The organism is Ignavibacterium sp. (assembly GCF_025998815.1).
Classification (GTDB): domain Bacteria; phylum Bacteroidota; class Ignavibacteria; order Ignavibacteriales; family Ignavibacteriaceae; genus Ignavibacterium.
This window is the reverse complement of sequence record NZ_AP026678.1, coordinates 995,264-1,019,217: the sequence shown is the minus strand read 5'-3', so window position 1 is coordinate 1,019,217 and position 23,954 is coordinate 995,264. Positions and strand designations below refer to the sequence as shown.

Genomic DNA, 23,954 nt, shown 5'->3' with positions numbered 1-23,954 from the left:
ATGCCTTGGTTTAGAAGATCAAAACAGAATATAGCCCCTGACACTCAAAAGCGTGAGTTGCCTGATGGACTTTGGGAAAAGTGTCCATCTTGTGGTGAAATAATCCATAGAAAACAACTTGAATTAAATCTGTGGACTTGTCTCAAGTGTGATTATCATTGGCGTATTGGTAGTAAAGAGTACATTTCATTTCTTTTAGATAAAAATTCATTTAAAGAAATGGACAAAAAAATGCGCTCAGCAGATCCTCTCGAATTTAAGGATACCAAAAAGTACACAGAAAGAATTGCTGAGGCAATTAAAAAACTTGATCTTTATGATGCTGTTAGAACAGGAACAGGAAAGATTGAGGGAAGAGATGTAGCACTTGGTTGTATGGACTTTGAATTCATTGGTGGAAGTATGGGCTCTGTAGTTGGGGAGAAGTTAGCCAGATTGATTGACAAAGCGTATAAAGATAAACTTCCGACAATAATAATTTCCCGCAGTGGTGGTGCAAGAATGATGGAGGGCGCATATTCACTTATGCAGCTTGCAAAGGTAAGTGCCAGGTTAACCAAACTCGCCGAAGCCGGAATTCCTTATATTTCCATATTGACTGACCCAACTACGGGTGGAACTACTGCGAGTTATGCTATGCTTGGAGATATTCATATTGCTGAGCCAAAAGCTTTAATCGGCTTTGCTGGTCCTCGAGTTATAAAACAAACAATCGGAAAAGATTTGCCCGAAGGTTTTCAACGATCAGAATTTCTGCTTGAGAAGGGATTTATAGATTTTATATCTCACAGAAAAGATCTTAGAGCTAATCTGATAAGAGTGCTGGATTTACTTGCATAAAGAAGTGATATCAGACGATGCTGACATCACCAATAGTTATTTTTTCTATTCCATCTTTAGTTCTGAGTAAAAGAAATCCTTCTTCGTCAATATCATCAAAAATACCATTTTTAATTACATCACCTTCTTTCACATAAATTTTTTCGCCAATCATTCTACACTTTTCTTTCCATTCACGAGTGATGTAATTCGATTCAGTTGAAATTTTATTCAGATAAAATTCAAAATTATTTAAGATTTCTGCCAGAAGTTTTTCTCTTTCAACTTCGCGCCCAAGCTCAATTCTTATTGAAGTGGGAGGAAAATTAAATTGCCCCTGAAACATTGATTGATTTACATTCACTCCGATTCCAACAACAACCCTATCAATTTTATTTCCCTGAGATGATGATTCGAGCAAAATGCCGCAGGTTTTTTTCTTATTTATCAGAACATCATTAGGCCACTTTAACTCAGTGCGAAGTTGATATAAGTTTTCGATTGAATTCGCAACTGCAAGCGAAGCAGAAAAATTTATAAGATTTAAATGATTGAAAAGTTTATAATCCTTACAAAGTAAAATTGAGAAGGTCAGGTTTTGTTCTTTTGAACTATACCAAACTCTATCCTTTCTGCCTCTTCCTTTGGTTTGTTTTTCTGCCAGCACAACTGTTCCTGATTCATTAACTCCATTTCTTCTATCCAGAAGAAAAGTATTTGTTGAATCAATCTCTTCGACATAAATAAAATTTCTACCAATGAAATCGGTATTCAGCTTTAAGTCAAAATTTTCTATCTCAAACACAAAACCTCCAAAAATTATTTGTAAAAATACTCAAATATTCAATATCTGTCAGTATATTTGACAGTAATCAATATTATCTGACGAAAATTCAGAATGAGCTGACAAATTTACTAAATTGGTTACTTTACTCGATTTTAAAAACCGCATTTTTTGCACAAATTCAAGCTTTTTATTGGCAAGATGATTGGATAAGAAAATCGAGTTTTATAAACAAAATTTTGAAAATTTCTTTAAGAAAGGAGAAATAATAATGGGAAAAATAATAGGAATTGACCTCGGTACTACAAACTCTTGCGTTGCTGTAATGGAAGGTAATGAACCGGTCGTTATCCCAAATTCCGAAGGTGGAAGAACAACACCGTCGGTGGTTGCTTTTACTAAAACTGGCGAGCGATTGGTTGGAATGCCCGCCAAAAGACAAGCGATAACAAATCCAAAGAATACAATCTTCTCTATTAAAAGATTTATGGGAAGATTTTATGATGAAGTTGACAGAGAAAGAAGTGAAGTTCCTTATGAAGTTGTTCGTGGTGAAAATAATACTGTAAGAGTTAAAATTGGTGACAGATTATACTCTCCGCCGGAAATTTCAGCAATGATTCTTCAAAAGATGAAAAAGACTGCTGAAGATTATCTTGGTCAGGAAGTAACTGAAGCTGTTATAACTGTTCCAGCATATTTTAATGATGCACAAAGACAAGCTACAAAAGATGCCGGAGAAATTGCAGGACTTACAGTAAGAAGAATTATTAACGAACCCACAGCAGCAGCTCTTGCTTATGGTCTTGATAAAAAACATAAAGACCAGATTGTTGCTGTTTATGACCTTGGTGGTGGTACATTTGATATTTCAATTCTTCAGTTAGGTGAAGGTGTTTTTGAAGTTAAATCAACAAATGGAGATACACATCTTGGCGGTGATGATTTTGACCAGAGATTAATTGATTATCTTGCTGATGAATTCAAACGAATGGAAGGAATTGATTTAAGAAAAGACCCAATGGCATTACAGCGTCTTAAAGAAGCTGCAGAAAAAGCAAAGATTGAATTGTCTTCTTCAATGCAGACTGATGTTAATTTACCATTCATTACTGCAACTCAGGATGGCCCTAAACATTTGAATATAACATTAACCCGTTCAAAATTTGAACAGTTAATTCATGATTTGGTTGAGAAAACAAGAATACCTTGTGAACAGGCAATGAAAGATGCTGGCGTAACTGCATCACAGATTGATGAAGTAATATTAGTTGGTGGTTCTACAAGAATTCCGATGGTTCAGGAACTTGTAAAGAAAATTTTTGGCAAAGAGCCACATAAAGGTGTAAATCCTGATGAAGTTGTAGCAATTGGTGCAGCAATACAAGGTGGAGTTCTTGCCGGAGATGTTAAAGATGTATTATTACTTGATGTTACTCCACTTTCACTTGGTATTGAAACTCTTGGTGGTGTAATGACTACTTTGATTCCGGCAAACACTACAATTCCAACAAGAAAGAGTGAAATATTCTCTACTGCATCTGATAATCAGCCATCAGTTGAAATTCATGTTCTGCAGGGTGAAAGACCAATGGCTGCAGATAACAGAACATTAGGTAAGTTTCATCTTGATGGAATTCCACCAGCACCTCGTGGTGTTCCGCAGATTGAAGTTACTTTTGACATTGATGCTAACGGAATTTTACATGTGAGTGCTAAGGATAAAGCTACTGGTAAAGAACAAAGTATAAGAATAACATCTTCAAGCGGTTTAAGTAAAGAAGAAATAGAAAAGATGAAACGGGAAGCTCAGGAACATGCTGCTGAAGATAAAAGAAAGAAAGAAGCTGCTGAAGTTAAGAATACAGCAGATACTTTAGTATTCCAGACCAAAAAACAACTTGAAGAACTGAAGGATAAACTTACTCCGGATATGAAATCAAGAATTGAAGCTGAGATTAAGAAAGTAGAAGATGCTTTGTCAACCAATAATACAGAGCAGATAAAATCTGCAACTGATTCATTAACAAAAGCATGGAATGAAATATCTCAAAAGATTTATTCTCAGGCAGGTGCACAAACCCCGCACGAACAAGCAGCAGGACAACAATCTGGTTCAACTCAATCCGGAGATGGAAAAGATAATGTTCAGGATGCTTCATACGAAGTTGTTGATGACGATAAAAAATAATCTTAAAACTTTTCATTAACACAAGCCTCGCTTTTTAGCGGGGCTTTTTCTTTATTAAACACTATTCTTATCTTTAACACACTTTTTAATAATATTAAGATGACGCAGACAGATAAAAAGCATAGGATCATCTTTATTGATTTGATGAGAGCATTTGCTGTTCTTCAAATGGTTCAAGGTCACACTGTTGATGCTTTGCTTGCACCAGATTACAGATTACTTGATTATCCGGTTTATGCAGTTTGGAATTTTATGAGAGGGATGACTGCTCCAATCTTTATGTTCACATCAGGCACTGTATTCACTTATTTATTCAGGTTGGTTGATGAGCCTTTTGAAAAAAATCCTCGCGTTAAAAAAGGTCTAAAAAGATTTTTACTTTTAGTTTTTCTGGGATATTTACTTCGTTATCCAACTTACAAAATATTTGATTTCTCCAATGTTACTAGGCAACAGCTGGATATTTTCTTTGCTGTTGATGTCTTACAACTTATAGGTTTTGGACTTTTATTCCTGATGATATCAGCATTTATTTCTGAGAAATTAAAACTCGGAGATACTATTACATTTCTTTTAATCGGACTTGCTTTCATAATTCCATCACCGTTCTTTGCAAAAATTGATTGGCTAAGATATTTTCCTCAGCCGATAGCAAACTATTTTTACGCAGGAAATGGTTCGTTATTCCCTCTGTTTCCCTGGGCTGGCTATGTAATTCTTGGTGGTATATTAGGAAGTTATCTTGCAAGAAATCCATTGGTCTTTAAAACAAATAAATTCAGTATAAGACTCGTTTTAATTGGAATACTTCTAATCCTTATTTCCATTATTTATATGATGTTGAACTTAGGAAAATCAATATCAAATTATTCTGATTCTTATACTTATGACACAATAATTTTCAGAGTTGGATTTGTATTAATTCTTACCGGAATTGTTTCTTACATCTCGCAATCAATTAATTCTATCCCAAGAATAATAATTTTAATCGGAAGAAATACATTGTTAATTTATGTTGTTCATTTAATGATCATTTATGGAAGTGCTTGGAATCCGGGATTATTTAACTTATGGGGAAATTCGCTTGCAGCGACTTACACAATATTTATAGCACTAATAATGATAACTCTGATGACTTTTATGGTTTACATTCTTAACAAATTAAAAATCAGAAATAAGCAACTTGTAACCTGATATGAGAAAATCTGCAAACACTAATCCGGAACCAACTGAAGAAGACAAAAAGTTTGAACAGAATCTGCGTCCACAGTTTCTTACTGATTTTGGTGGGCAGGAAAAGATTACTGAAAATCTTAATGTATTTATTTCAGCTGCCAAAAAAAGGGGAGAGGCATTGGATCATGTTTTGCTCACTGGTCCACCTGGACTTGGTAAAACTACTCTTGCACATATAATCGCAAATGAACTCGGAGTAAAACTCAAAATAACTTCAGGACCAGTTCTCGAAAAACCAGGAGATCTGGCAGGCATATTAACTAATCTCGAGGAGCATTCAGTTTTATTCATTGATGAAATTCATCGGCTTAGCCCTGTTGTTGAAGAATATCTTTACTCAGCAATGGAAGACTATAAACTTGATATTATGATAGATAGCGGTCCGAATGCCAGAACCGTTCAGATCAGTTTGCCTAAATACACTTTAGTTGGTGCAACAACAAGAGCAGGCATGCTTACATCTCCGTTACGTGACAGATTCGGCATTAAATTCAGATTGGATTATTATGCTAATGAAACACTTAAGATAATTATTCAAAGGTCAGCGAAAATTCTTAATCTTAAAATTGATGAAGATGCTGCTGCTGAAATAGCAAAGAGATCGAGAGGAACACCAAGAATTGCAAACAGATTGTTAAGAAGAACCCGTGATTTTGCTGATTTCGAAAACAAAAAATCAGTTGACATCGAAATATCCAAAAAAGCTTTAGCCGCTTTGGAAGTGGATGAATATGGTCTTGACGAAATGGATAAAGAAATTATTCTTGCCATCATCGATAAATATAATGGCGGACCTGTTGGATTGAATACTTTATCTGTTGCAGTTAATGAAGACCCTGGTACAATAGAGGAAGTTTATGAACCATTTTTAATTCAGCAGGGATTTATTCAAAGAACTCCGCGTGGCAGAGAAGCAACTCAACTTGCCTACAAAAGATTTGGAAGAAGTAAATTCGGAAATACAACAAATACATTATTCGATAACATCTAAAGGTGAAACATTGAAAACAAAAATTCTTTTCACTTTACTATTTTTTTTCTCAACTGGCATTTTTTCACAAACCAATTATTACATTCCAAGAAATGTTTTAAAAGCTTACGAGAAAGGAACAAGATCTTTTGACGGAAAGCCGGGCAAAAATTATTGGCAGAATTCATCTGATTATAAAATTCAGGTAAGCGTTAATCCAAAAACAAGAATTTTATCCGGAAGAGAGTTCATAACTTATTATAACAATAGCCCCGATACTCTGACTGAAATTGTAATGAGACTTTATCCGAATATTTCCAAGCCATCATCGAAGAGAGATTTTAATGTTTCAGAAGATGCTCTTACTGAAGGTGTTAAAATTTCGTCTTTTAGTTTCAACAAGAGTAATTTAAATCCAGATGACAAAAATATTTTCAAGTACAATGGAACAAACCTTCGTATAATTCTTAAAGATAAAATTGCACCGGCATCTAAATCAGAAATTGAGATTGAATGGTCATTCGAAATCCCAAAAACTAATTATGCAAGAATGGGTACCTACGATTCAACTTCATTCTTTATCGCATATTGGTATCCTCAAATGGCTGTTTACGATGATATAGATGGATGGGATTATAATGAATACACAGGTTACACAGAAATGTACAATGATTTTTCAAACTTTGAAGTTGATATCACTGTACCGAACGGTTTCCATATTTGGTCAACGGGTGTTTGGCAAAATCCAGATGAAATTCTATCGAATGAATATTTAAAGAGATATGAACAAGCCAAACAGAGTGATGAGGTAATTAGAATTTTTACTTCAGATGATTTGAAAAATCCAAACAGATATAAAACTACTTCTGAAACTCATACCTTTAAATTCAAAGCTGATAAAGTACCTGATTTTGCTTTCGGTATGAGTGATCATTATTTATGGGATGCAGTTAGTTATCTGACACCAGCAAACAAACGAATCTATATTGCTGCGGCTTATAAAGAATCATCGAAAGATTTTGTTGATGTAGCGTTTTATGCAAAAGAAACAATTAAATACTTTTCTGAAGAACTACCTGCAATACCCTTTCCATATCCAAGTTGCACAGTCTGGAATGGCTCAGGTGGAATGGAATATCCGATGATAGTTAACAACGGCTCTTCACAAAGCAAAGAAGGAACTGTTGGTGTTACCTCACATGAAATTGCACATCAGTATATGCCTTTTTATATGGGAATAAATGAGCGCAAATATGCTTTTATGGATGAAGGTTGGGCAGTTATGTTACCATTTGATTTTCAGGAGAGAATGACTGAAGGTGCAATGCCAAGAGAACGAAATGTATTTGGATTTGAATTTGTTGCAGGAAACGAAATGGAAATGCCTTTGATTGTACCTTCAAATTTGCTGTCAGGTTATTCTTATCGTGTTTCAGCTTATGCGAGACCCGGGCTTGCTTATGATTTCCTGAGAGATTTTTTAGGTAAAGAAAAATTCCTGAAAGCACTTCATCTTTATATGGAAAGATGGAACGGAAAGCATCCAATTCCCTGGGATTTTTATTTTTCATTCAATGAAGCCGCCGGTGAAGATCTTTCCTGGTATTGGAAACCATGGTTCTTTGAATTTGGTCATCCTGATCTTGGAATTAAATCTTACGAATTGAAAGATGGAACTTTGAAATTAGAAGTTGAAAAAGTTGGTAACATCCCGATTCCGATTAAAGTTACTTTGATGAATGATGATCAGACAGTAAAAGAACTTTACTATACTGCATATGTTTGGAAAACCGGAAATAAAACATTCAAGATTAGTGTTGATAATGTTAAAGGTGTGAATAAAATTGTTCTTGGTAGTTCCAGAATTCCGGATTCAAAAAGAGATAATAATGAAGTGGTGATTAAGTAGAATCTAAAAGAATTATTGCAATTAGATCATTTAATTTCTTTAAAAATCGAATGGCTGCTTAGTATAAACTTCGCAGCCATTTTTATTAAGTTCAAAATTATTTATTCTCGGTACTAGCGGGTTTTGTAGCTTTTTTCTTTTTCTTTGGACGAAATTTTCCTGTTGTTCCCTGAAAAATTTTTCCACGCTTGGTTCTTCTATCACCTTTTCCCATATATCTCCTTATTATTTAGTTAAAATTTATTTGCAAAAATAAATCCTGCTTGAATCTATTTCAAACCTGCTGAAACTAAATCACTTTAACTTTTACTACAACTTTCTTTACTAAAACAGGATTGGTAACTCTAATGCCGGGCATATGAATATCAGTAGGGAAGAAAACCGCAAACATTTTCTTCTGAATAAGGCAAAGTGATTGCTCACAATCATAGAAGGTAATATCATTTGTCTCATTATAAGGTTCAACAATTTTCTGATTGCCAAGTGGAGCGTAACCGATAAACTCTTCACCGGAATAAACGAACTGAACATCAATGTAATTTTTGTGAGATTCGGGTTTGCCTTGTGATAAGTCTTTAGTTTTATACTCACTAACTAAAGCAAAAATATTTTCACCATCTATTTCATATTTGCCTGCTTCAGTTTCACTGAAATCGGTTTCAGCTAAATAGTCCAAAGCTTTTTTGATGTTTGGATTAAGATTTGAATAAAGGTCTTTATTTTCTATATGGTCTACTATCATTATAATTCTATTCTAAATTATTGAATGCTACATTTCTTTTTCGGCAGTTAGTAATTTTCCTTTTACAAACTGACCTTGTTCATAATGTTCATTTGATATATATACTATACCATCTTCATCATGAGGTTCGCCATAAACTGTATGAACTGATTTTAATCCTCCAAGATATCTTCTGGCATCAGATATATAAACCAAATCCCCAACTTCAGCAGCCATCCGTTTCATATCATTTTTTGAAAAATGCACTGTGTCATCTTCACCTTCTTTTAATTTCCAATGTACTTTGATTTTTTCACCTTCTCGTTCATTTAATTTGCTGCCTTTAAAGTATTCTTTTGCTTTTTTAATAGACCAAACTGTAAGACCATCAGTTTTCTCTTCTTCGTTGTATTTGATAAAATAATTTGCTGCTAAAACAACCATTCCAACCATTATAAATGTAAGAACAAATAATACAGGTAATGATAGTAAATTGAATGCGATCAAAAGGAAAATGATTATTGAAGCAACGACGAAAGAGCTCATTATCAGTCGGTGATTTTCACTCTGGCGAATCTTTTCCACAATTTTTATTTGTTGTTTTGTGGTAAGTGTAGTTATAACTGCAAACAGAGCGCACACAAACAAATTGTATAACGCGCCAATGTAAGTATAAGGATGATTAGGTTCGTAAGCTGTTCCGTGTGAAAAAATTTCAATCAATGGTCTTGGGTAATACATTCCCATAATCATTAAAGCAACTCCGCCTACAAGTGTTCCTATAACGGCAGCGTTTGTATATCGTTTCCAGAAAACACCAAGAAATATTGCTGTTACCAGCGGTGGTGTTAATGTTGAATGGAAATAGCCGTGTGCTTCATAGACTGTTGGGAATTTACTGAAAGGAATAACTGTTAATACTCCTAGGAATGTGAAAATTGCTGTTGCAATTCTTGCTGAGAGTAATTCCTGTTTATCCTCTTCTTTCCAGGTTTGAACTTTTTTAGTTAACCATTTTTTTACAGGTCTGTGAATATCATTTATGTAAACTGCTGCAGTTGCATTTAACAGAGTATCAACAGTTGACATAAGTGCTGCAGTAAGAGCAGCCATTATAAATCCAAAAACACCCGGATGAGAAATTATGTTTGCTACTACAACAAAAATTGAATCCGGATTTGTTGTTGGTGGTACGACTGAAGGATCAGCTACTGAAATTGCCTTACCAATCCAGCCAGCATTTCCAACAACTACTGCAGAAATCGGTAACATAAAAAGTATATTAAAGGTGGCGGCTTTTCTTCCTTCATCAACATCTTTGCAAGCCATAAATCTCATTACTAAACCCATATTCATAAATAAAAATCCAACAGATCCGGCAACACCATCTTGCCAGAATATTCCAACGAAGTTAAAACCTGGCGGATCATTGAAATGAGCTAAGGGAAGTTTCCATTCGGTTGGAAGTAAATCCCAGAATACTTTAAATCCACCTAAATAATCCAAACCTAAAACAAAAACTAACATACCGGCAAAAATCAGAACGAATCCCTGAGCAAGATCAGTGAAAATTACAGCAGTTTGTCCACCATAAGTAATATAGATACCAATTATAATTGCAATAACAACAATTAAACCCATCAGCGTGATCTCAAAATGCATTCCGAACAATGTAAATTCAGGTGGAAGTAATGGCAGAATTGCTTTGCCCATGGTTAGAAATCCAATCCCAACATAACCAATCATATAAAACAAAAGAAGAATTGTTGCCAGAAATCTGGTCAGTGCACTGAATCTTTTTTCAAAATATTCCGGTATTGATCTTATTCTTGTGTAAACGATAATTGGTAGCCATCCAAAAATGAAAAATGGTACAAAGAACCAATCGTTCATATAAGTCATTGTGGATGAAAAACCTGCCTCAAATCCTTTTGCAGAATATTTAATAAAGCTATGACTACCAACTCCGGTTGCAACAATGCTCATTGCAATTAACCACCAGGCAAATCTTCTTCCACCGAAGAAAAAGTCTGTAGTCGTTCGGTTATACTTTGAGAAGTATGCTCCAAATACCATAATGGCTATAAAATAAACTACCATTACGATCCAGTCAGTTGATGTTCCTAAACTGTGATGAACTTCCATAATTCCAGTTTCAATTTGTTAGAGATAAAGTGCTGCAAGAATAAAAGCAGCGTGAATTAACATAAAATAGAAAAATCCTAAAATTGTAATTTTCCACCAGTATCTGTGTCTCTTGTTTTGTGGATTATAAGCACCTGCTTTTTTAACGATGAACAACCCACTGACAAAGAAAATCCCACCAACACCATATAAATAAATAAAGGGCAACCAGGTATTATAAAATGACGGCATATATTTTTTGCTTATTTAGTTAGTTGTTTGACTGATATTCTCATAAGTAAAGTGCAGAAATTATCAGGAATGCGTGCAAAAAAAGAAAAAAGAAATAACCACCGAATAGAACTTTAATCCAGAACTTGTGCTTTCTTTTTTTTGGATCAAGTGAGCCACTTTTTATGATAATGTACATTCCGCTAAAGAAAAATATTCCACCAACAACATACAAGTAGATAAACGGCAACCATGTCTGAAAAACTGTTTGTAAAATCATATCTTTACTCTTGAATAAAATGACATTGAAAAAATATAGAAAGGTTAATAAATGAACAATTGAAATTGTAATGAAATCGTGCAAAAAACTTTAATATTTCACCAAAAATTAAAGTGTTAACAATTTCTTAACATAAAACTATCAGAATAATGAAATATATTTTTATAATTTTGAAGACACATTTTTAGGAGAGATTATGCTTAAAATAAAATTTGCCTCAATCGTATTTTCTATCACATTTCTGCTATCATTTCTTTTTGTTAGCTGCGGTGATAAAAAAGAAGATGTTTCCCCGAAACAGGAAACTATGCAGAATGAACAATCGGCTCTGGAATCTGCACAAAAAACTGAAACAACTGATGCGACAGCAGTTAAAGTTGATTCCAACATTCCGCATTACACAAAAGTGGCAGGTATTTCCGGAAACCTTTCAAGTATTGGTTCTGATACAATGAATAACCTGCTCACGCTTTGGTTAGAAGGATTTAAAAGATATTATCCAAATGTAAATATTCAGGTTGAAGGGAAAGGTTCAAGTACTGCTCCACCTGCTTTAATTAGTGGAACCGCTCAACTTGGACCAATGTCGCGGGATATGAAGCAGGAAGAAATTGATGCATTTGAGAAGAAATTTGGTTATAAACCAACAGAGCTTCGGGTAGCAATTGATGCTCTTGCAGTTTATGTGAATAAAGATAATCCATTAAAAGGTTTAACACTACCTCAGGTTGATGCTATATTTTCTAAGACAAGAAGAGGTGGTTACAAAACTGATATTGCCAAGTGGGGCGATTTGGGCTTAACCGGTGATTGGACAAACAGAGGTATCAGTCTGTATGGAAGAAATTCTGCATCCGGAACTTATGGTTACTTTAAAGAACACGCTTTATTCAAAGGTGATTTCAAAGATCAGGTCAAAGAACAACCTGGAAGTGCTTCTGTTGTTCAAGGAGTTACCGAAGACAGATATGGAATCGGTTATTCAGGAATTGGCTATCGTACTTCCGGTGTAATTGCATTACCGCTTGCAAAATCTGAAAATGATGAATTTCATTTACCTGACTATGAAAATTGTTTAAATGGTAAATATCCCTTAAGCCGTTTCCTTAACATCTATATTAACAAAGCACCGAACAAACCTGTAGATCCTTTATTAAAAGAATTTCTTAAATTTGTGCTAAGCTATGAAGGTCAGGAAGTGGTTGTAAAAGATGGTTATCTTCCGCTGACTCACGAATTAGTTAAAAAGGAACTCGCGAAACTTGATTAAAGATATTGGGAAATAAGCTGAGCACTGAGAAAAAAAATAATTCGGTTAAAGAATCAAAGCTTCATAAGAAAGCTTTATTCTTCGATAAAACAGCCAAGGGAGTAATATATTTTGGAGGAATTGCAACAATCATATCGGTTGTTGCAATTCTCGTTTTTGTATTATGGGAAGCACTTCCTCTTTGGTTTGGTGCTAAAGGTCAGGAAAAAGAAAAAATTCAATCGCAGCAAATACTTCAATCGAAAAAACCATTAATCATTGGCATTGATGAGTATCAGGAAATTTTATACACCTTTACTGATTCTGCTACCGTTGATTTTATCAGTCTATCTTCAGAGAAAATAATTAAATCTGAAAAGATAGATTTATCTTCTGACGAATTTATTTCGAGTGCAGTAAAATCTGCTAACAAAAATTTAATTGCTCTGGGAACAAATAAAGGAAAAGTAATTTTAGGGCAAGTAAAATTTTCAATTAACTTTATTGAAGAAGATAAAAGAGAAATCACTCCTGAGTTTATTCTCACTTCATCTATTGAAATCGATTCAAGTAAAAAATCAATTAGTAAGCTTGTTTACAGGAAGAATTCTGATAATGAGTTTACTGTAGTAGCATTAACTTCTGATAACCGATTACTTCAATACAGTTCAGAAAAAACTTTCTCGCTTCTTTCAGATGAAGAAGAAAAGATTTACAGGAATGATTTATCAAACCTCGTTGAATATCCAATATCAGCAATTGAACTGGATAACTTTTGTGAGAAGCTGATGATCGGAACTTCAAATGGTTGGCTTTACTATATTTCTCTAAAAGACAAAAGTAATCCACAACTTATTCAAAAAATTAATCCAACTCCTTCAGGTAAAAGTGCTATCACTTCACTTGGTTTTATCATTGGCGATCAATCAATAATTGTTGGTGATGCTGATGGAAATGTTACTTCCTGGATGCGTGTACTCGATGAAAAAACAGATTACGGATGGAAACTTGTAAATCCTCACACATTCGATTCTCATAAGGCAGCAGTAACTTCAGTCGCAAGTTCACTGCGAAATAAAAGTTTTATTACCGGAGATTCAAAAGGGAAAATTTATCTTGAGCATCTTACAAGTGAAAGAACTTTAATTGAATTAAGCGGAAAAGACTTGCCTGTTAAAGACATTGCATTCTCTCCAAAAGGTGATGGTGCAGTAGTTTTATATGAAGATGGAACGATAGTCTCATATGAAATTAAAAATCCTCATCCGGAAATAACACTGAAAACACTTTTCGGAAAAGTCTGGTATGAAGGTTATTCAAAACCTGAATTTGTTTGGCAATCTACTGGTGGTACAGATGATTTTGAGCCCAAGTTCAGTTTGGTTCCGCTTATTATTGGAACTCTAAAAGGAACTTTCTACGCAATGCTTTTTGCTATTCCTCTTGCATTGTTTGGAGCGCTTTATACTTCGCAATTTTCTCATCCAAAAGTTCGCAACTATATTAAGCCAACTGTTGAAGTAATGGCTGCTTTGCCAAGTGTTGTTATTGGATTTCTTGCAGGACTTTGGTTAGCACCTTTACTCGAAAGAATTTTGCCAGGTGTTTTTCTAATGTTCTTCACAGTCCCGGTTGTTATTGCACTTGGTGCTTCTTTATGGAAACGAATTCCAGGCAGAATAAGATTTAGGTTAAAGCCAGGTTATGAATTATTCTTTATAATTCCACTTATTATTCTTGGTTTTTATATCGCTCAATGGTTAGGACCGATTTTCGAATATTATGTTTTAGGCGGGGATTACAGAACCTGGCTGATGACCAATTTGAACGAACAATATGATCAGAGAAATAGTATCGTTGTTGGATTTGCAATGGGCTTTGCAGTGATTCCAATTATTTTCACAATTTGTGAAGATGCACTCTCAAGCGTTCCCTCTAGTTTAACTTCTGCTTCGCTTGCACTTGGAGCAACTAAATGGGAAACTGCGACAAGAATTGTTTTACCTTCTGCAAGTCCAGGAATTTTTTCTGCTATAATGATTGGTTTCGGACGAGCGGTTGGAGAAACTATGATTGTTTTGATGGCGACAGGTAACACACCAATACTTTCTTTTAGTCCTTTTAACGGAATGAGAACACTTTCAGCAAATATTGCAGTTGAAATTCCAGAAGCTCCTTATCAGGGAACGCTTTACAGAGTATTATTTCTCGCTGCAACACTTTTGTTTATTCTTACTTTCATCGTTAACACGTTTGCCGAAATAATAAGACAAAGATTAAGAAAAAAATACGCTGAGTTGTAAACGAACTATGAAAAAATATTTTAGATCAGGAGAAATATTTATCTGGTTTACCGGAATGGGACTTGGCTTAAGTCTGATTATGATTACCGGACTTCTGTTTCTGATTGTTGTAAACGGAAAGGATTATTTCTGGGCTTCTGAAATTGTTCAGATAACAAGAACAGATGGAAGTAAACAACTTGGTGAAATTGTTAAAGAAGAACCAATTCCGAATCTTAATTTACCTGACTCTCTATGGAATACAGGATTGATGAGAATGCAAATGAAAATCGGTAATCGCGATTTATATGGTTTTGATTTCCAATGGATTGATGAAAGGGAAATTAAGCAAACAGAATTACCAAAGTTTGCTTCGACCATCGAAAGAATGGAGTTTGGAAATTTTTATGGATTCATAAAAGAAATTCTGATTGATGGAAATGTTAAAGTAAAAGGTGAAGAAAATGTTGCTGGTAAACTCAATTCCTATCTAAGTATTACATCATCTATTCGTGATGAAATTAAAGACATCGAAAAATCAAAAATCGGAAAAGTAAATTACAATATCGAAAATCTTAGACTAAAGATTAAGAAGATTCAGTATGAAGGAAAAAATTCAGAAAATAATAAAGTCGAAATAGCTAAACTTGAAAATGAAATTGCTCAGGAAAATAAAAAGTATGAAGTTCTAAAAACAAAAGTTGACTCATTGAATTTGCTTGCTTCAAGATATGCAGTTTATTGTGAAGATGCGAACGGAAGAGGTAAAACAATTCCAATGATTAACATCGTGAGAGTTTATCAACCAAATAATATGTCATTCGCAAGTAAAATCGGATTTACATTTACAAAAATTCGCGAATTCATTTTTGATGACCCAAGAGAATCAAACACTGAAGGTGGTGTGTTTCCTGCAATATTCGGTACAGTAATGATGGTTCTGCTGATGAGCATTTTCACAGTTCCTTTTGGAGTTCTTGCTGCTTTGTATTTACGTGAATATGCAAAGCAAGGTCCTTTAGTAAGAACAGTTCGTATTGCTGTTAATAACCTTGCAGGAGTTCCTTCAATTGTTTTTGGTGTTTTCGGACTTGGATTTTTTATTTACTTAATCGGTGGAACAATTGATCAACTTTTCTTTCCTGAAAGACTTCCTTCTCCAACCTGGGGAACAGGTGGAATTCTTTGGGCTTCATTAACATTAGCTTTGTTAACAATGCCTGTTGTTATAGTTGCAACTGAAGAAGCTCTAACTCAAATTCCTCGTGGAATGAGAGAAGCAGCTTTAGCTCTAGGGGCAACCAAATGGCAGGTTGTAAGAAGAGTCATTTTACCAGCAGCAACTCCCGGAATTTTAACAGGACTAATTTTAGCAATGGCTCGTGCAGCCGGTGAAGTTGCTCCTTTAATGATTACAGGCGTTGTAAAGCTTGCGCCATCATTGCCGTTTGATTCATATTTCCCTTTCTTCCATCTTGACAGAAAATTTATGCATCTGGGATTTCACATTTATGATGTTGGATTTCAATCACCAAATATTGAAGCGGCGATGCCAATGGTTTATACAACAACTTTATTATTAATTTTGATAGTAGTGCTTCTGAATATTACTGCAATGATAATTCGTGCTAATCTTAGGAAAAAATATAAATCATCTACATTTTAGAGATAGTTGATATGAAAGAACAGACAGTGGAAACAGTTCAACATAGTGAAAAGCAAAAGTCCGGTAAAATAAAGATTGAAGTAAACAATCTTAATTTTTACTATGGTGATGTAATTGCTTTGAAAAATATCAATTTGAAAATTCCGTCAAACAATGTAACTGCGTTAATTGGACCATCAGGTTGTGGCAAATCTACATTTCTCAGAACATTGAACAGGATGAATGAACTTATTGATGATGTGAGAGTTGAAGGTGAAATTATTATTGATGGTCAGAATATTTATGAAAGCGGGATTGATGTTGTGGAACTTAGAAAAAGAGTTGGAATGATTTTCCAGAAATCTAATCCTTTCCCAAAATCAATTTATGAAAATGTTGCGTTCGGATTAAGAATTGGTGGACTTGGTAAAAAATCAAAGAATGAACTTGATGAAATTGTTGAAAGAAGTCTGAAGCAAGCAGCCTTGTGGGATGAAGTTAAAGATCGCTTGAATGAATCTGCACTTGGTTTGTCAGGTGGGCAGCAGCAAAGACTTTGCATTGCAAGAGCATTGGCAATCGAACCGGAAATTTTATTGATGGATGAGCCTGCAAGTGCTCTTGATCCGATTTCAACCGCAAAAGTTGAGGAACTTATTCATCAGTTACGAAATAATTATACAATTGTAATAGTAACACATAACCTTCAGCAAGCTGCAAGAGTAAGTGATTATACGGCTTTCTTCTATCTCGGAAGCTTGATTGAATTTGATAAAACTTCAAAGATATTTACCAACCCTTCCAATAAACAGACGGAAGATTATATTACAGGAAGGTTCGGTTAATTCATAACTTACTTTTAAGGAGAGAACAATGCAAAGATTATTAGATGAGCATTTAGAAAAATTAAAAACAAGAATTTTGAAAATGTGCAGTCTTGTTGACGAACAATTTCAGTTAACTGTTAAAGCTGTTGAGGAAGAAAATCTTGAATTAGCTAACCTTGTTATTGAACGTGATGCTAAAGTTGATAAATATGATTTAAAGATTGAAAAAATCTGTCAGAAAATTTTTGCATTATCACAACCTGTTGCAATGGATTTAAGATTGATAATGTCTTCAATGACTTTGAATACTGACCTTGAAAGAATTGGTGATATCTCAGTTAACATTTGTGAAAACATTTTATTGATTCAGAAGAAGCCAGATTTTTATAACCGCACTAAACTTCCTGAAATGTTTCAACTTACAAAAGAGGTTCTGAAGAATGCAATTGACGCTTATATAAACGGAAACGCTGAGCTTGCAAAGAAAGTAATTGTATCTGACGATCAGATTGATAAGTTGAATGCAGAGAATCATACAATTCTTAAGTCAATTATGAAAGAGAATCCGGATAATATTGAAGCGGCTGTTGCTTTACTCGTAATATCAAGAGAATTAGAGAGAGTTGCCGATCATTCAACAAACATCGCAGAAGATGTTTTCTTTATTGTTGAGGCGCAATTAATCAAACACAAATATGAAAAATATATTTTTGGCGAAGAAGAGGAAGACGACAAAGATTAATCGAGTAATGAATTAATAATTCCCTGGATATTTTCCAGAGTTAAGAATTCTTTCTCTGAGTTTAACTGTGAGCTCACTTTTCTACCAACTGCAATCATCCAGCTAAGCATTACCACTGAATAAGGAAGTGATTTACTGACAGCTTTAATTTTATCTTTATAGAAATAAACAAGTACTTTCTTAATTATTTCTTCTTCTTTTGTAAGATATTCTTTCAATAATTCTGTTTCAGCTTCAGTAGTTCTTTCGGCAATGAACTGAACAATTATTTCGAAGATCAACTTAAAATCATTTCTGACAGAATCTTTTTTAATAAAATAATCTTCAAACCTGTTCTCAATTGAATGCTCATCATTTGAAAAAATCTGATTTACCATTTCGAGGTAATTTTCAAATTCCCATTTTATAACTTCAATATATAAAGCATCCTTTGATTCGAAGTAGTAGTAAAGAGTTGGTTTTCCAATTCTTATATCTCTTGCAATCTCATCCATATTGGTTTTGTGGAATCCATGGCGGGCAAATCTTTTATCAGCGGCTTTTATTATCTGCATTTTACGATCGTTATTTTTCATCTCTCCTCTGAATTTTGAAAATTCTACTAAAGAAAAATAATATCACTTAATGTTGAGAAACAAAATTATTTGAAATTCTGTGCTCAGGAGCTGTCTATTTTCATAAGGTAACATTGATGGATGGAAGCAGATTTAATCACTTCATTCCCAACTGCAATTTTTTTATTTTCACACAAAACAAATTATGGAAAATGGTAATAGAAGTAGGAAATATTAAAATTGGCGATAACCTGCCATTTGTTCTGATTGCAGGACCTTGTGTTGTTGAAAGTGAAGAATTGATATTCTCAACGGCGAAAAAAATCTCAGAAATAGCTGCGAGAAATAGTATCCCTTTTATATTCAAATCAAGTTTTAAAAAGGCAAACAGAACTAATCTGAATTCATTCTCTGGACTTGGTGATGAAAAAGCTATCTCTATCCTCAAAAAAGTTCGTGATGAATTTGAAATTCCTGTTCTTACAGATATTCACACAGAATCAGATATTGATAAAGTTAAAAATGCAGTTGATGTTATTCAGATACCTGCTTTTCTTTGCCGACAAACAGAATTACTCATCGCAGCAGGTAATTCAGGTTTGGCAGTTAATATTAAGAAAGGACAATTTCTCGCTCCTGAAGATATGAAGCACGCTGCTGATAAAGTTGCTTCAACCGGTAATAAAAAGATATTGCTCACAGAACGAGGAACCACATTTGGTTATCACAATTTAGTTGTTGATATGCGTTCGCTTGTAATTATGCGCGAGATTGGATATCCCGTTGTTATGGATGCGACTCACTCAGTTCAGCTACCGAGTAAAGATAATGTAAGTGGTGGTCAGCCGAAATTTATCAGACCACTTGCGAGATCTGCTGCAGCGGTTGGCATTGATGCATTATTTCTTGAAGTTCATCCTGAACCATCAAAAGCATTGAGTGATGCTGCAAGTCAGTTACCATTATCTGAGCTGGAAGAACTTCTTATTGAAATCAAAGCAATTGATTCAGTAATTAAATCCGTGAGTAAACACACTTGAGAGAATTTCCAAGAAAATTATCTGATGCTGAATTGAATCTGCTCTTGCTATTACTTCCCGAAGAAAAATCCGGTTATGCCAGATACAGAAGTTTAATCAGAGAATTTTTCGTAATCGGAGAAGGTAGATTTGGTGAGGGAAATTATTTGCTTGGAAATGCAGACGATGAAATTGATTTGGAAATTTCCTCTTCTCCAATCTTAACAAGTGGAGTAGTTAAAGCTGACAAAACAACTTTTGAAATTTCAATCAATGAAATTCAGGATAACAAAATTGAATTTTCAATTTCACCTTATCCTGATCAAAATGAAATTTATAAAGTTGAGAGGGTTATTACACTTTCTGATTGGATACCGGGTAAAAAATCGCCCGATGGAAACAAAGTAAAATTATATTCAATTGATGGAATGAATTATATTCTTGCAATTGTGCCAGCTGAACATAAAATCTGGTTGTATGAAAAAAGCAGTGGAATAAATTACCCGATTCCAGTAAGCAATTTTTATAATGAACTTTTAAGATTGAAAAGAGAAACTCGCAATGAGGTTTATAAAAATCCAAATAAACTTTTTGAGGACATTGAATCGTTTACAGAATCGGAAATAATTCTCGCATTTCTTTTATATTCCAAATACAAAAGAAGATTTCATCTTGATCATCTTATAGATAAATTTTTAACTGAACCGAAAAAGAAAAAATCTTTATTCAGTTTTTTCAGGAGAAAATAAATTGAACTCAAAGGATATTATTCATCGGGGAAAAGAAGTAATCAGAATTGAAGCTGAAGCAGTTGCCAATCTTGCCAGCGGAATTGATGAACAATTTGTTGAAGCGGTTGAAACCATGTACCAATGCAAAGGAAGAATTGTTTTAACCGGAATGGGTAAGTCAGGATTAATTGCCAGAAAAATTGTAGCAACACTTAATTCAACTGGTACTGCATCAATTTATCTTCATCCTACAGATGCACTTCATGGCGATTTGGGAATGGTACGAGGTGAAGATGTTGTAATTCTTATTTCCAAAAGCGGTGAAAGTGAAGAGATAATTAATTTAATTCCTATGTTCAAGCGATTAGGTGTTAAGCTTATTGCAATGTGCGGAAATAAAAATTCTAAGCTTGCCAGAGAGAGTGATATCTTTATAAACATTGCGGTAAAAGAAGAAGCCTGTCCTTATGATTTGGCTCCAACCGCATCTACAACTGCTACACTTGCTATGGGCGATGCACTTTCAGTCGCGCTTTTACACAAAAGGAATTTTACACAGGAAGATTTCGCAATGCTGCATCCTGGTGGAAGTCTTGGTAAACGTTTATCACTCAAGATTAAAGAAATAATGGTTACTGGTGAAAGAGTTCCGAAGGTGCGTGAAAATACTTCACTTAAAGATGTTATACTTGAAATAACTTCCAAAAGGTTGGGCACTACAAGTGTGGTAAATGAAGAAGGAATTTTAACCGGTATTATAACTGATGGCGATTTGAGAAGACTGCTTGAGAAAACTATGGACATAAAAGATTTAAAAGCTATTGATGTAATGACAAAAAATCCGAAAGTCATTAAACCAGAATTTCTCGCCTCGTTTGCTTTACAACAAATGGAAAATTATAAAATCACCAGTTTGATTGTTATTGACGATTCCAATAAACCAATCGGAATAGTTCATCTTCACGATTTGATTAACCTCGGTTTGCAAGCAAGATGAAGCGCATTCTACTTTTGATTTTTTTGCTCTTAACAGCTTGCTCAGGTGAGCGCGTTAAACCACCAATAGACAGAACATTTCAGGATAAAGATATTCCTGCTCAGGAAAGCTGGAACTCAGTTGTAACATTTTCTGATTCAGGGAAAATTCGTGCAATACTTTATGCCGGACACATCAGAATGTATCCGGAGAAAAATGAAACTCTACTTGATAGTAGCATCAAAATAGATTTTTATGATATTAATGAAAGAAAGACAACAACTCTCACTTCCAAACGAGGTAGAGTTGATGATCTTACAAATGATCTTTTTGCAATTGATAGTGTAGTAGCTGTGAGTGACAGCGTTACCATTACAACAGATGAGATGATGTGGCGAAATAAAGATAGAAAAATTGTTTCTGATAAATTTGTAACAATACTTTCTCCGAAAGAAAAAATTCAGGGTTATGGATTTGAGTCTGATCAGAATCTGAAAAATTATGTTATATATAATATCACTTACATCACCAGACGGGATACTTTGTGATTAAAAAAATACTCATAATGATTTTCTCTTTTTCTCTCATTTCTTTTGCTCAGGAAAAAGAAATGATTACAGTTATTGGTGATAGTCTTGTTGGAAAAGTTGTAAACGGTGAGTCAATTCGTGAAGTGAGTGGAAATGTTATTTTAACTCAAGGCAATGTTAAAATAACCTGCCGCAAAGCCATCCAATATCTTTCAAGAAATGATGCTGAACTTATTGGTGATGTAGTTGCTACGCAGGATACTCTAATCATCAAAACCGAAAGAGGATTTTATTTCGGGAATTTAAGAAAGACTTCAAGTAATTCTGGTGTAACGCTCGAAGATAAAAAAGTTGTACTTACGGCTGAACAGGGCGAATATTTTTTCGATGAGGACAAAGCGGTCTTTCAAAAGAATGTAAGACTTTATGATACTGCTTCAACATTAACATCACAGCAACTGACTTATTTAAGAAATGAAGACAGAGCTATTGCAACCATTGATGTAAAGATTATTGATTCTCTTAATACGATTTTTGCTGACACAGTTGATCATTTCAGAAAAAAACAAATTACAATTGCTTCAGGTAATGTTGTAATAAAAAATAATTCAAATAATTCTTTGGTCTTTGGTGAACATCTTGAGGATTATCGTGAGAGCAAGTACACAATAATTGATAAACTCCCGATGCTTGTTCAGGTAGATACAAGCAAATCAACAGATTCACTTGGTTTTGAAACAGTAAGACTTGATACTTTACTCATTCAGTGTAAAGTAATGGAAGTCTTTCGTGAACCAGAACAGAAATTCATTGCAACAGATTCAGTAAGAATTATTCGTGATTTATTCGCATCAAAAAATGATCTTACAGTTTATCTGAAAGATGAAGAAAAAATTATAACTCAAAAAATCAGTGATGAACATAATCAGCCAATTTTGTGGTATGATAATTCTCAACTAACAGGAGATTCAATTACAATTTATATTGAAGATAAAAAAATCAGACAGCTTGATGTTGATGGTAATGCTTTTATGGTATCACAGCATAAAAATTATTTAAACCGATTTGATCAGTCTTCCGCTACTGGTATTAAGATGTTCTTTAACGATAATAAAATTCAGAGAGCAGAATTTTTCGGCAATGTATATTCAATTTATTATCTTTACGAAGAAGATCAACCGAATGGTTTGATGAAAGCAAATTCATTAGATGCAGCAATTTTATTCGAAGATAATGAAGTAAGTGAAGTTAAACTTTTCGGAAATCCCGGAAGTGAATATTATCCGGAACAACAAGTCAGCGGAAATGAGAAAACTTTTCAACTCCCGAAATTTATTTTTAGTGACGAACGACCTGACAAACAAAAAATGTATGAGCAAATTAACAGGATAAAATGGCAACTACATTAAGAAGTGAAAATTTAGTAAAGGTTTATAAGAAAAGAACAGTTGTTAATAAAGCTTCTGTCAAAGTTTCAAAGGGTGAGATTGTCGGATTACTTGGACCGAACGGAGCAGGGAAGACAACTACATTTTATATGATTACCGGAATGATAAAACCTGAATCCGGAAAAGTTTTTCTTGACGATTTAGAGATTACTAAAATTCCAATGTACAAAAGGGCAAGATTGGGCATTGGATATTTACCACAGGAAGCATCAATTTTCAGAAGACTGACAGTTGAAGAAAATCTTTTAGCAGTTCTTGAAATGACTAATCTTTCCTCAACAGATCAAAAAGAAAAATGTGAAAAGCTTCTTGAAGAATTATCTATTACACACATCAGAAAAAGTATGGGATTTCAGTTAAGCGGTGGTGAAAGAAGAAGAACAGAAATAGCGCGTGCACTCGCTACTGATCCTAGTTTTATTTTACTCGATGAACCTTTTGCCGGAGTTGATCCAATTGCTGTTGAGGACATTATGAACATTGTTGCAAATCTTAAAAACAGAGGCATCGGAGTTTTAATTACTGATCACAATGTTCACGAAACATTAAGTATTGTTGATAATGCTTATATTCTTATCAATGGAGTTATCTTCAAGCAGGGTAATGCACTCGATTTAGCAAATGATGAGGAAGTAAGGAAATTGTATCTTGGTGAGAAGTTTAAACTGGATAGATACTTTTAAATT

At 34.2% G+C, this 23,954-nt stretch carries 23 protein-coding genes; 16 read left to right on the top strand and 7 right to left on the bottom strand.

The window, feature by feature from the left end; all coding sequences use genetic code 11:
• Entirely contained in the window at positions 1-840 is an 840-nt protein-coding gene (accD, locus tag Q0X14_RS04335; protein WP_297842926.1) for an acetyl-CoA carboxylase, carboxyltransferase subunit beta, read from the top strand.
• 10 nt (positions 841-850) lie between these two features.
• On the opposite strand, the gene Q0X14_RS04330 is transcribed toward accD, so the two are convergent.
• Positions 851-1,624: a biotin--[acetyl-CoA-carboxylase] ligase gene (locus Q0X14_RS04330; protein WP_297842923.1), complete on the bottom strand. Its 774-nt coding sequence runs from the start codon at positions 1,622-1,624 to the stop codon at positions 851-853.
• Positions 1,625-1,874: 250 nt separating this feature from the next.
• Here Q0X14_RS04330 and dnaK point away from each other — a divergent pair, with 250 nt between their 5' ends.
• The 4 genes from dnaK (at position 1,875) to Q0X14_RS04310 (ending at position 7,909) form a co-directional block, all read left to right on the top strand.
• Complete coding sequence (gene dnaK, locus Q0X14_RS04325; protein WP_297842920.1) at positions 1,875-3,794, top strand: molecular chaperone DnaK; 1,920 nt, start codon at positions 1,875-1,877, stop codon at positions 3,792-3,794.
• A gap of 99 nt (positions 3,795-3,893) precedes the next feature.
• Positions 3,894-4,988, top strand: a complete 1,095-nt coding sequence (locus tag Q0X14_RS04320) for a heparan-alpha-glucosaminide N-acetyltransferase domain-containing protein (protein ID WP_297842917.1) — start codon at positions 3,894-3,896, stop codon at positions 4,986-4,988.
• A 1-nt stretch (position 4,989) separates the two neighbouring features.
• A complete protein-coding gene (ruvB, locus tag Q0X14_RS04315) occupies positions 4,990-6,021 on the top strand; it encodes a Holliday junction branch migration DNA helicase RuvB (RefSeq protein ID WP_297842914.1) in 1,032 nt (343 codons plus the stop codon).
• 10 nt (positions 6,022-6,031) lie between these two features.
• On the top strand, positions 6,032-7,909 hold the full coding sequence (locus Q0X14_RS04310; protein ID WP_297842911.1) for a M1 family metallopeptidase: 1,878 nt from the start codon (positions 6,032-6,034) through the stop codon (positions 7,907-7,909).
• A 97-nt stretch (positions 7,910-8,006) separates the two neighbouring features.
• On the opposite strand, the gene Q0X14_RS04305 is transcribed toward Q0X14_RS04310, so the two are convergent.
• The 5 genes from Q0X14_RS04305 to Q0X14_RS04285 form a co-directional block, all read right to left on the bottom strand.
• On the bottom strand, positions 8,007-8,123 hold the full coding sequence (locus tag Q0X14_RS04305; RefSeq protein ID WP_297842908.1) for a 30S ribosomal protein THX: 117 nt from the start codon (positions 8,121-8,123) through the stop codon (positions 8,007-8,009).
• Positions 8,124-8,198: 75 nt separating this feature from the next.
• Positions 8,199-8,651, bottom strand: coding sequence for a YhcH/YjgK/YiaL family protein (locus Q0X14_RS04300; RefSeq protein ID WP_297842905.1), 453 nt, complete (start codon positions 8,649-8,651; stop codon positions 8,199-8,201).
• 27 nt (positions 8,652-8,678) lie between these two features.
• The gene (locus tag Q0X14_RS04295; protein ID WP_297842902.1) at positions 8,679-10,775 is read right to left on the bottom strand and encodes a sodium:solute symporter family protein; all 2,097 of its coding nucleotides are present in this window, start codon (positions 10,773-10,775) and stop codon (positions 8,679-8,681) included.
• A gap of 18 nt (positions 10,776-10,793) precedes the next feature.
• On the bottom strand, positions 10,794-11,006 hold the full coding sequence (locus Q0X14_RS04290) for a hypothetical protein (protein WP_297842900.1): 213 nt from the start codon (positions 11,004-11,006) through the stop codon (positions 10,794-10,796).
• Between the two features lie 40 nt (positions 11,007-11,046).
• Positions 11,047-11,265, bottom strand: coding sequence for a hypothetical protein (locus tag Q0X14_RS04285; protein ID WP_297842897.1), 219 nt, complete (start codon positions 11,263-11,265; stop codon positions 11,047-11,049).
• Between the two features lie 196 nt (positions 11,266-11,461).
• Between Q0X14_RS04285 and Q0X14_RS04280 the strand changes: the two genes are divergently transcribed.
• Genes Q0X14_RS04280 through phoU form a run of 5 tightly spaced genes read left to right on the top strand, consistent with a single transcriptional unit; the run spans position 11,462 to position 18,010 of the window.
• Entirely contained in the window at positions 11,462-12,535 is a 1,074-nt protein-coding gene (locus Q0X14_RS04280) for a PstS family phosphate ABC transporter substrate-binding protein (protein WP_297842895.1), read from the top strand.
• Positions 12,536-12,540: 5 nt separating this feature from the next.
• Positions 12,541-14,817, top strand: coding sequence for an ABC transporter permease subunit (locus tag Q0X14_RS04275; RefSeq protein WP_297842892.1), 2,277 nt, complete (start codon positions 12,541-12,543; stop codon positions 14,815-14,817).
• Between the two features lie 7 nt (positions 14,818-14,824).
• Positions 14,825-16,462, top strand: a complete 1,638-nt coding sequence (gene pstA, locus Q0X14_RS04270) for a phosphate ABC transporter permease PstA (protein WP_297842889.1) — start codon at positions 14,825-14,827, stop codon at positions 16,460-16,462.
• A gap of 11 nt (positions 16,463-16,473) precedes the next feature.
• On the top strand, positions 16,474-17,286 hold the full coding sequence (gene pstB / locus Q0X14_RS04265; protein WP_297842886.1) for a phosphate ABC transporter ATP-binding protein PstB: 813 nt from the start codon (positions 16,474-16,476) through the stop codon (positions 17,284-17,286).
• Positions 17,287-17,314: 28 nt separating this feature from the next.
• Entirely contained in the window at positions 17,315-18,010 is a 696-nt protein-coding gene (gene phoU / locus Q0X14_RS04260) for a phosphate signaling complex protein PhoU (protein WP_297842884.1), read from the top strand.
• Here the strand turns inward: phoU and Q0X14_RS04255 are convergent.
• Positions 18,007-18,585 carry a TetR/AcrR family transcriptional regulator gene (locus Q0X14_RS04255; protein WP_297842880.1) on the bottom strand — a complete coding sequence of 193 codons (579 nt, stop codon included), beginning with the start codon at positions 18,583-18,585 and terminating at the stop codon, positions 18,007-18,009. The two genes, phoU and Q0X14_RS04255, sit on opposite strands and share 4 nt — an antisense overlap.
• A 191-nt stretch (positions 18,586-18,776) precedes the next feature.
• Here Q0X14_RS04255 and kdsA point away from each other — a divergent pair, with 191 nt between their 5' ends.
• The 6 genes from kdsA to lptB are packed head-to-tail and all read left to right on the top strand — an operon-like array spanning position 18,777 to position 23,951.
• Positions 18,777-19,604, top strand: a complete 828-nt coding sequence (gene kdsA, locus Q0X14_RS04250; protein ID WP_297842878.1) for a 3-deoxy-8-phosphooctulonate synthase — start codon at positions 18,777-18,779, stop codon at positions 19,602-19,604.
• The gene (locus tag Q0X14_RS04245; protein WP_297842875.1) at positions 19,601-20,332 is read left to right on the top strand and encodes a hypothetical protein; all 732 of its coding nucleotides are present in this window, start codon (positions 19,601-19,603) and stop codon (positions 20,330-20,332) included. Before kdsA ends, Q0X14_RS04245 begins: the two co-directional genes overlap by 4 nt.
• A 1-nt stretch (position 20,333) precedes the next feature.
• A complete protein-coding gene (locus Q0X14_RS04240) occupies positions 20,334-21,311 on the top strand; it encodes a KpsF/GutQ family sugar-phosphate isomerase (protein WP_297842873.1) in 978 nt (325 codons plus the stop codon).
• On the top strand, positions 21,308-21,838 hold the full coding sequence (gene lptC, locus Q0X14_RS04235; protein ID WP_297842868.1) for an LPS export ABC transporter periplasmic protein LptC: 531 nt from the start codon (positions 21,308-21,310) through the stop codon (positions 21,836-21,838). The genes Q0X14_RS04240 and lptC overlap by 4 nt, the downstream gene beginning before the upstream one ends.
• Complete coding sequence (locus tag Q0X14_RS04230; RefSeq protein ID WP_297842866.1) at positions 21,835-23,229, top strand: OstA-like protein; 1,395 nt, start codon at positions 21,835-21,837, stop codon at positions 23,227-23,229. The genes lptC and Q0X14_RS04230 overlap by 4 nt, the downstream gene beginning before the upstream one ends.
• Positions 23,214-23,951, top strand: a complete 738-nt coding sequence (lptB, locus tag Q0X14_RS04225; RefSeq protein ID WP_297842862.1) for an LPS export ABC transporter ATP-binding protein — start codon at positions 23,214-23,216, stop codon at positions 23,949-23,951. Before Q0X14_RS04230 ends, lptB begins: the two co-directional genes overlap by 16 nt.
• Positions 23,952-23,954: the final 3 nt, after the last annotated feature.

Bases quoted from the DNA above. Each gene is read 5' to 3' on its own strand.
- Q0X14_RS04280 (WP_297842895.1), top strand. From the start codon at position 11,462: ATGCTTAAAATAAAATTTGCCTCAATCGTATTTTCTATCACATTTCTG.
- Q0X14_RS04290 (WP_297842900.1), bottom strand. From the start codon at position 11,006: ATGCCGTCATTTTATAATACCTGGTTGCCCTTTATTTATTTATATGGT.
- dnaK (WP_297842920.1), top strand. From the start codon at position 1,875: ATGGGAAAAATAATAGGAATTGACCTCGGTACTACAAACTCTTGCGTT.
- kdsA (WP_297842878.1), top strand. From the start codon at position 18,777: ATGGTAATAGAAGTAGGAAATATTAAAATTGGCGATAACCTGCCATTT.
- Q0X14_RS04300 (WP_297842905.1), bottom strand. From the start codon at position 8,651: ATGATAGTAGACCATATAGAAAATAAAGACCTTTATTCAAATCTTAAT.
- phoU (WP_297842884.1), top strand. From the start codon at position 17,315: ATGCAAAGATTATTAGATGAGCATTTAGAAAAATTAAAAACAAGAATT.
- Q0X14_RS04295 (WP_297842902.1), bottom strand. From the start codon at position 10,775: ATGGAAGTTCATCACAGTTTAGGAACATCAACTGACTGGATCGTAATG.
- ruvB (WP_297842914.1), top strand. From the start codon at position 4,990: ATGAGAAAATCTGCAAACACTAATCCGGAACCAACTGAAGAAGACAAA.
- lptB (WP_297842862.1), top strand. From the start codon at position 23,214: ATGGCAACTACATTAAGAAGTGAAAATTTAGTAAAGGTTTATAAGAAA.
- Q0X14_RS04285 (WP_297842897.1), bottom strand. From the start codon at position 11,265: ATGATTTTACAAACAGTTTTTCAGACATGGTTGCCGTTTATCTACTTG.
- pstA (WP_297842889.1), top strand. From the start codon at position 14,825: ATGAAAAAATATTTTAGATCAGGAGAAATATTTATCTGGTTTACCGGA.
- pstB (WP_297842886.1), top strand. From the start codon at position 16,474: ATGAAAGAACAGACAGTGGAAACAGTTCAACATAGTGAAAAGCAAAAG.
- accD (WP_297842926.1), top strand. From the start codon at position 1: ATGCCTTGGTTTAGAAGATCAAAACAGAATATAGCCCCTGACACTCAA.
- lptC (WP_297842868.1), top strand. From the start codon at position 21,308: ATGAAGCGCATTCTACTTTTGATTTTTTTGCTCTTAACAGCTTGCTCA.
- Q0X14_RS04305 (WP_297842908.1), bottom strand. From the start codon at position 8,123: ATGGGAAAAGGTGATAGAAGAACCAAGCGTGGAAAAATTTTTCAGGGA.
- Q0X14_RS04320 (WP_297842917.1), top strand. From the start codon at position 3,894: ATGACGCAGACAGATAAAAAGCATAGGATCATCTTTATTGATTTGATG.
- Q0X14_RS04255 (WP_297842880.1), bottom strand. From the start codon at position 18,585: ATGAAAAATAACGATCGTAAAATGCAGATAATAAAAGCCGCTGATAAA.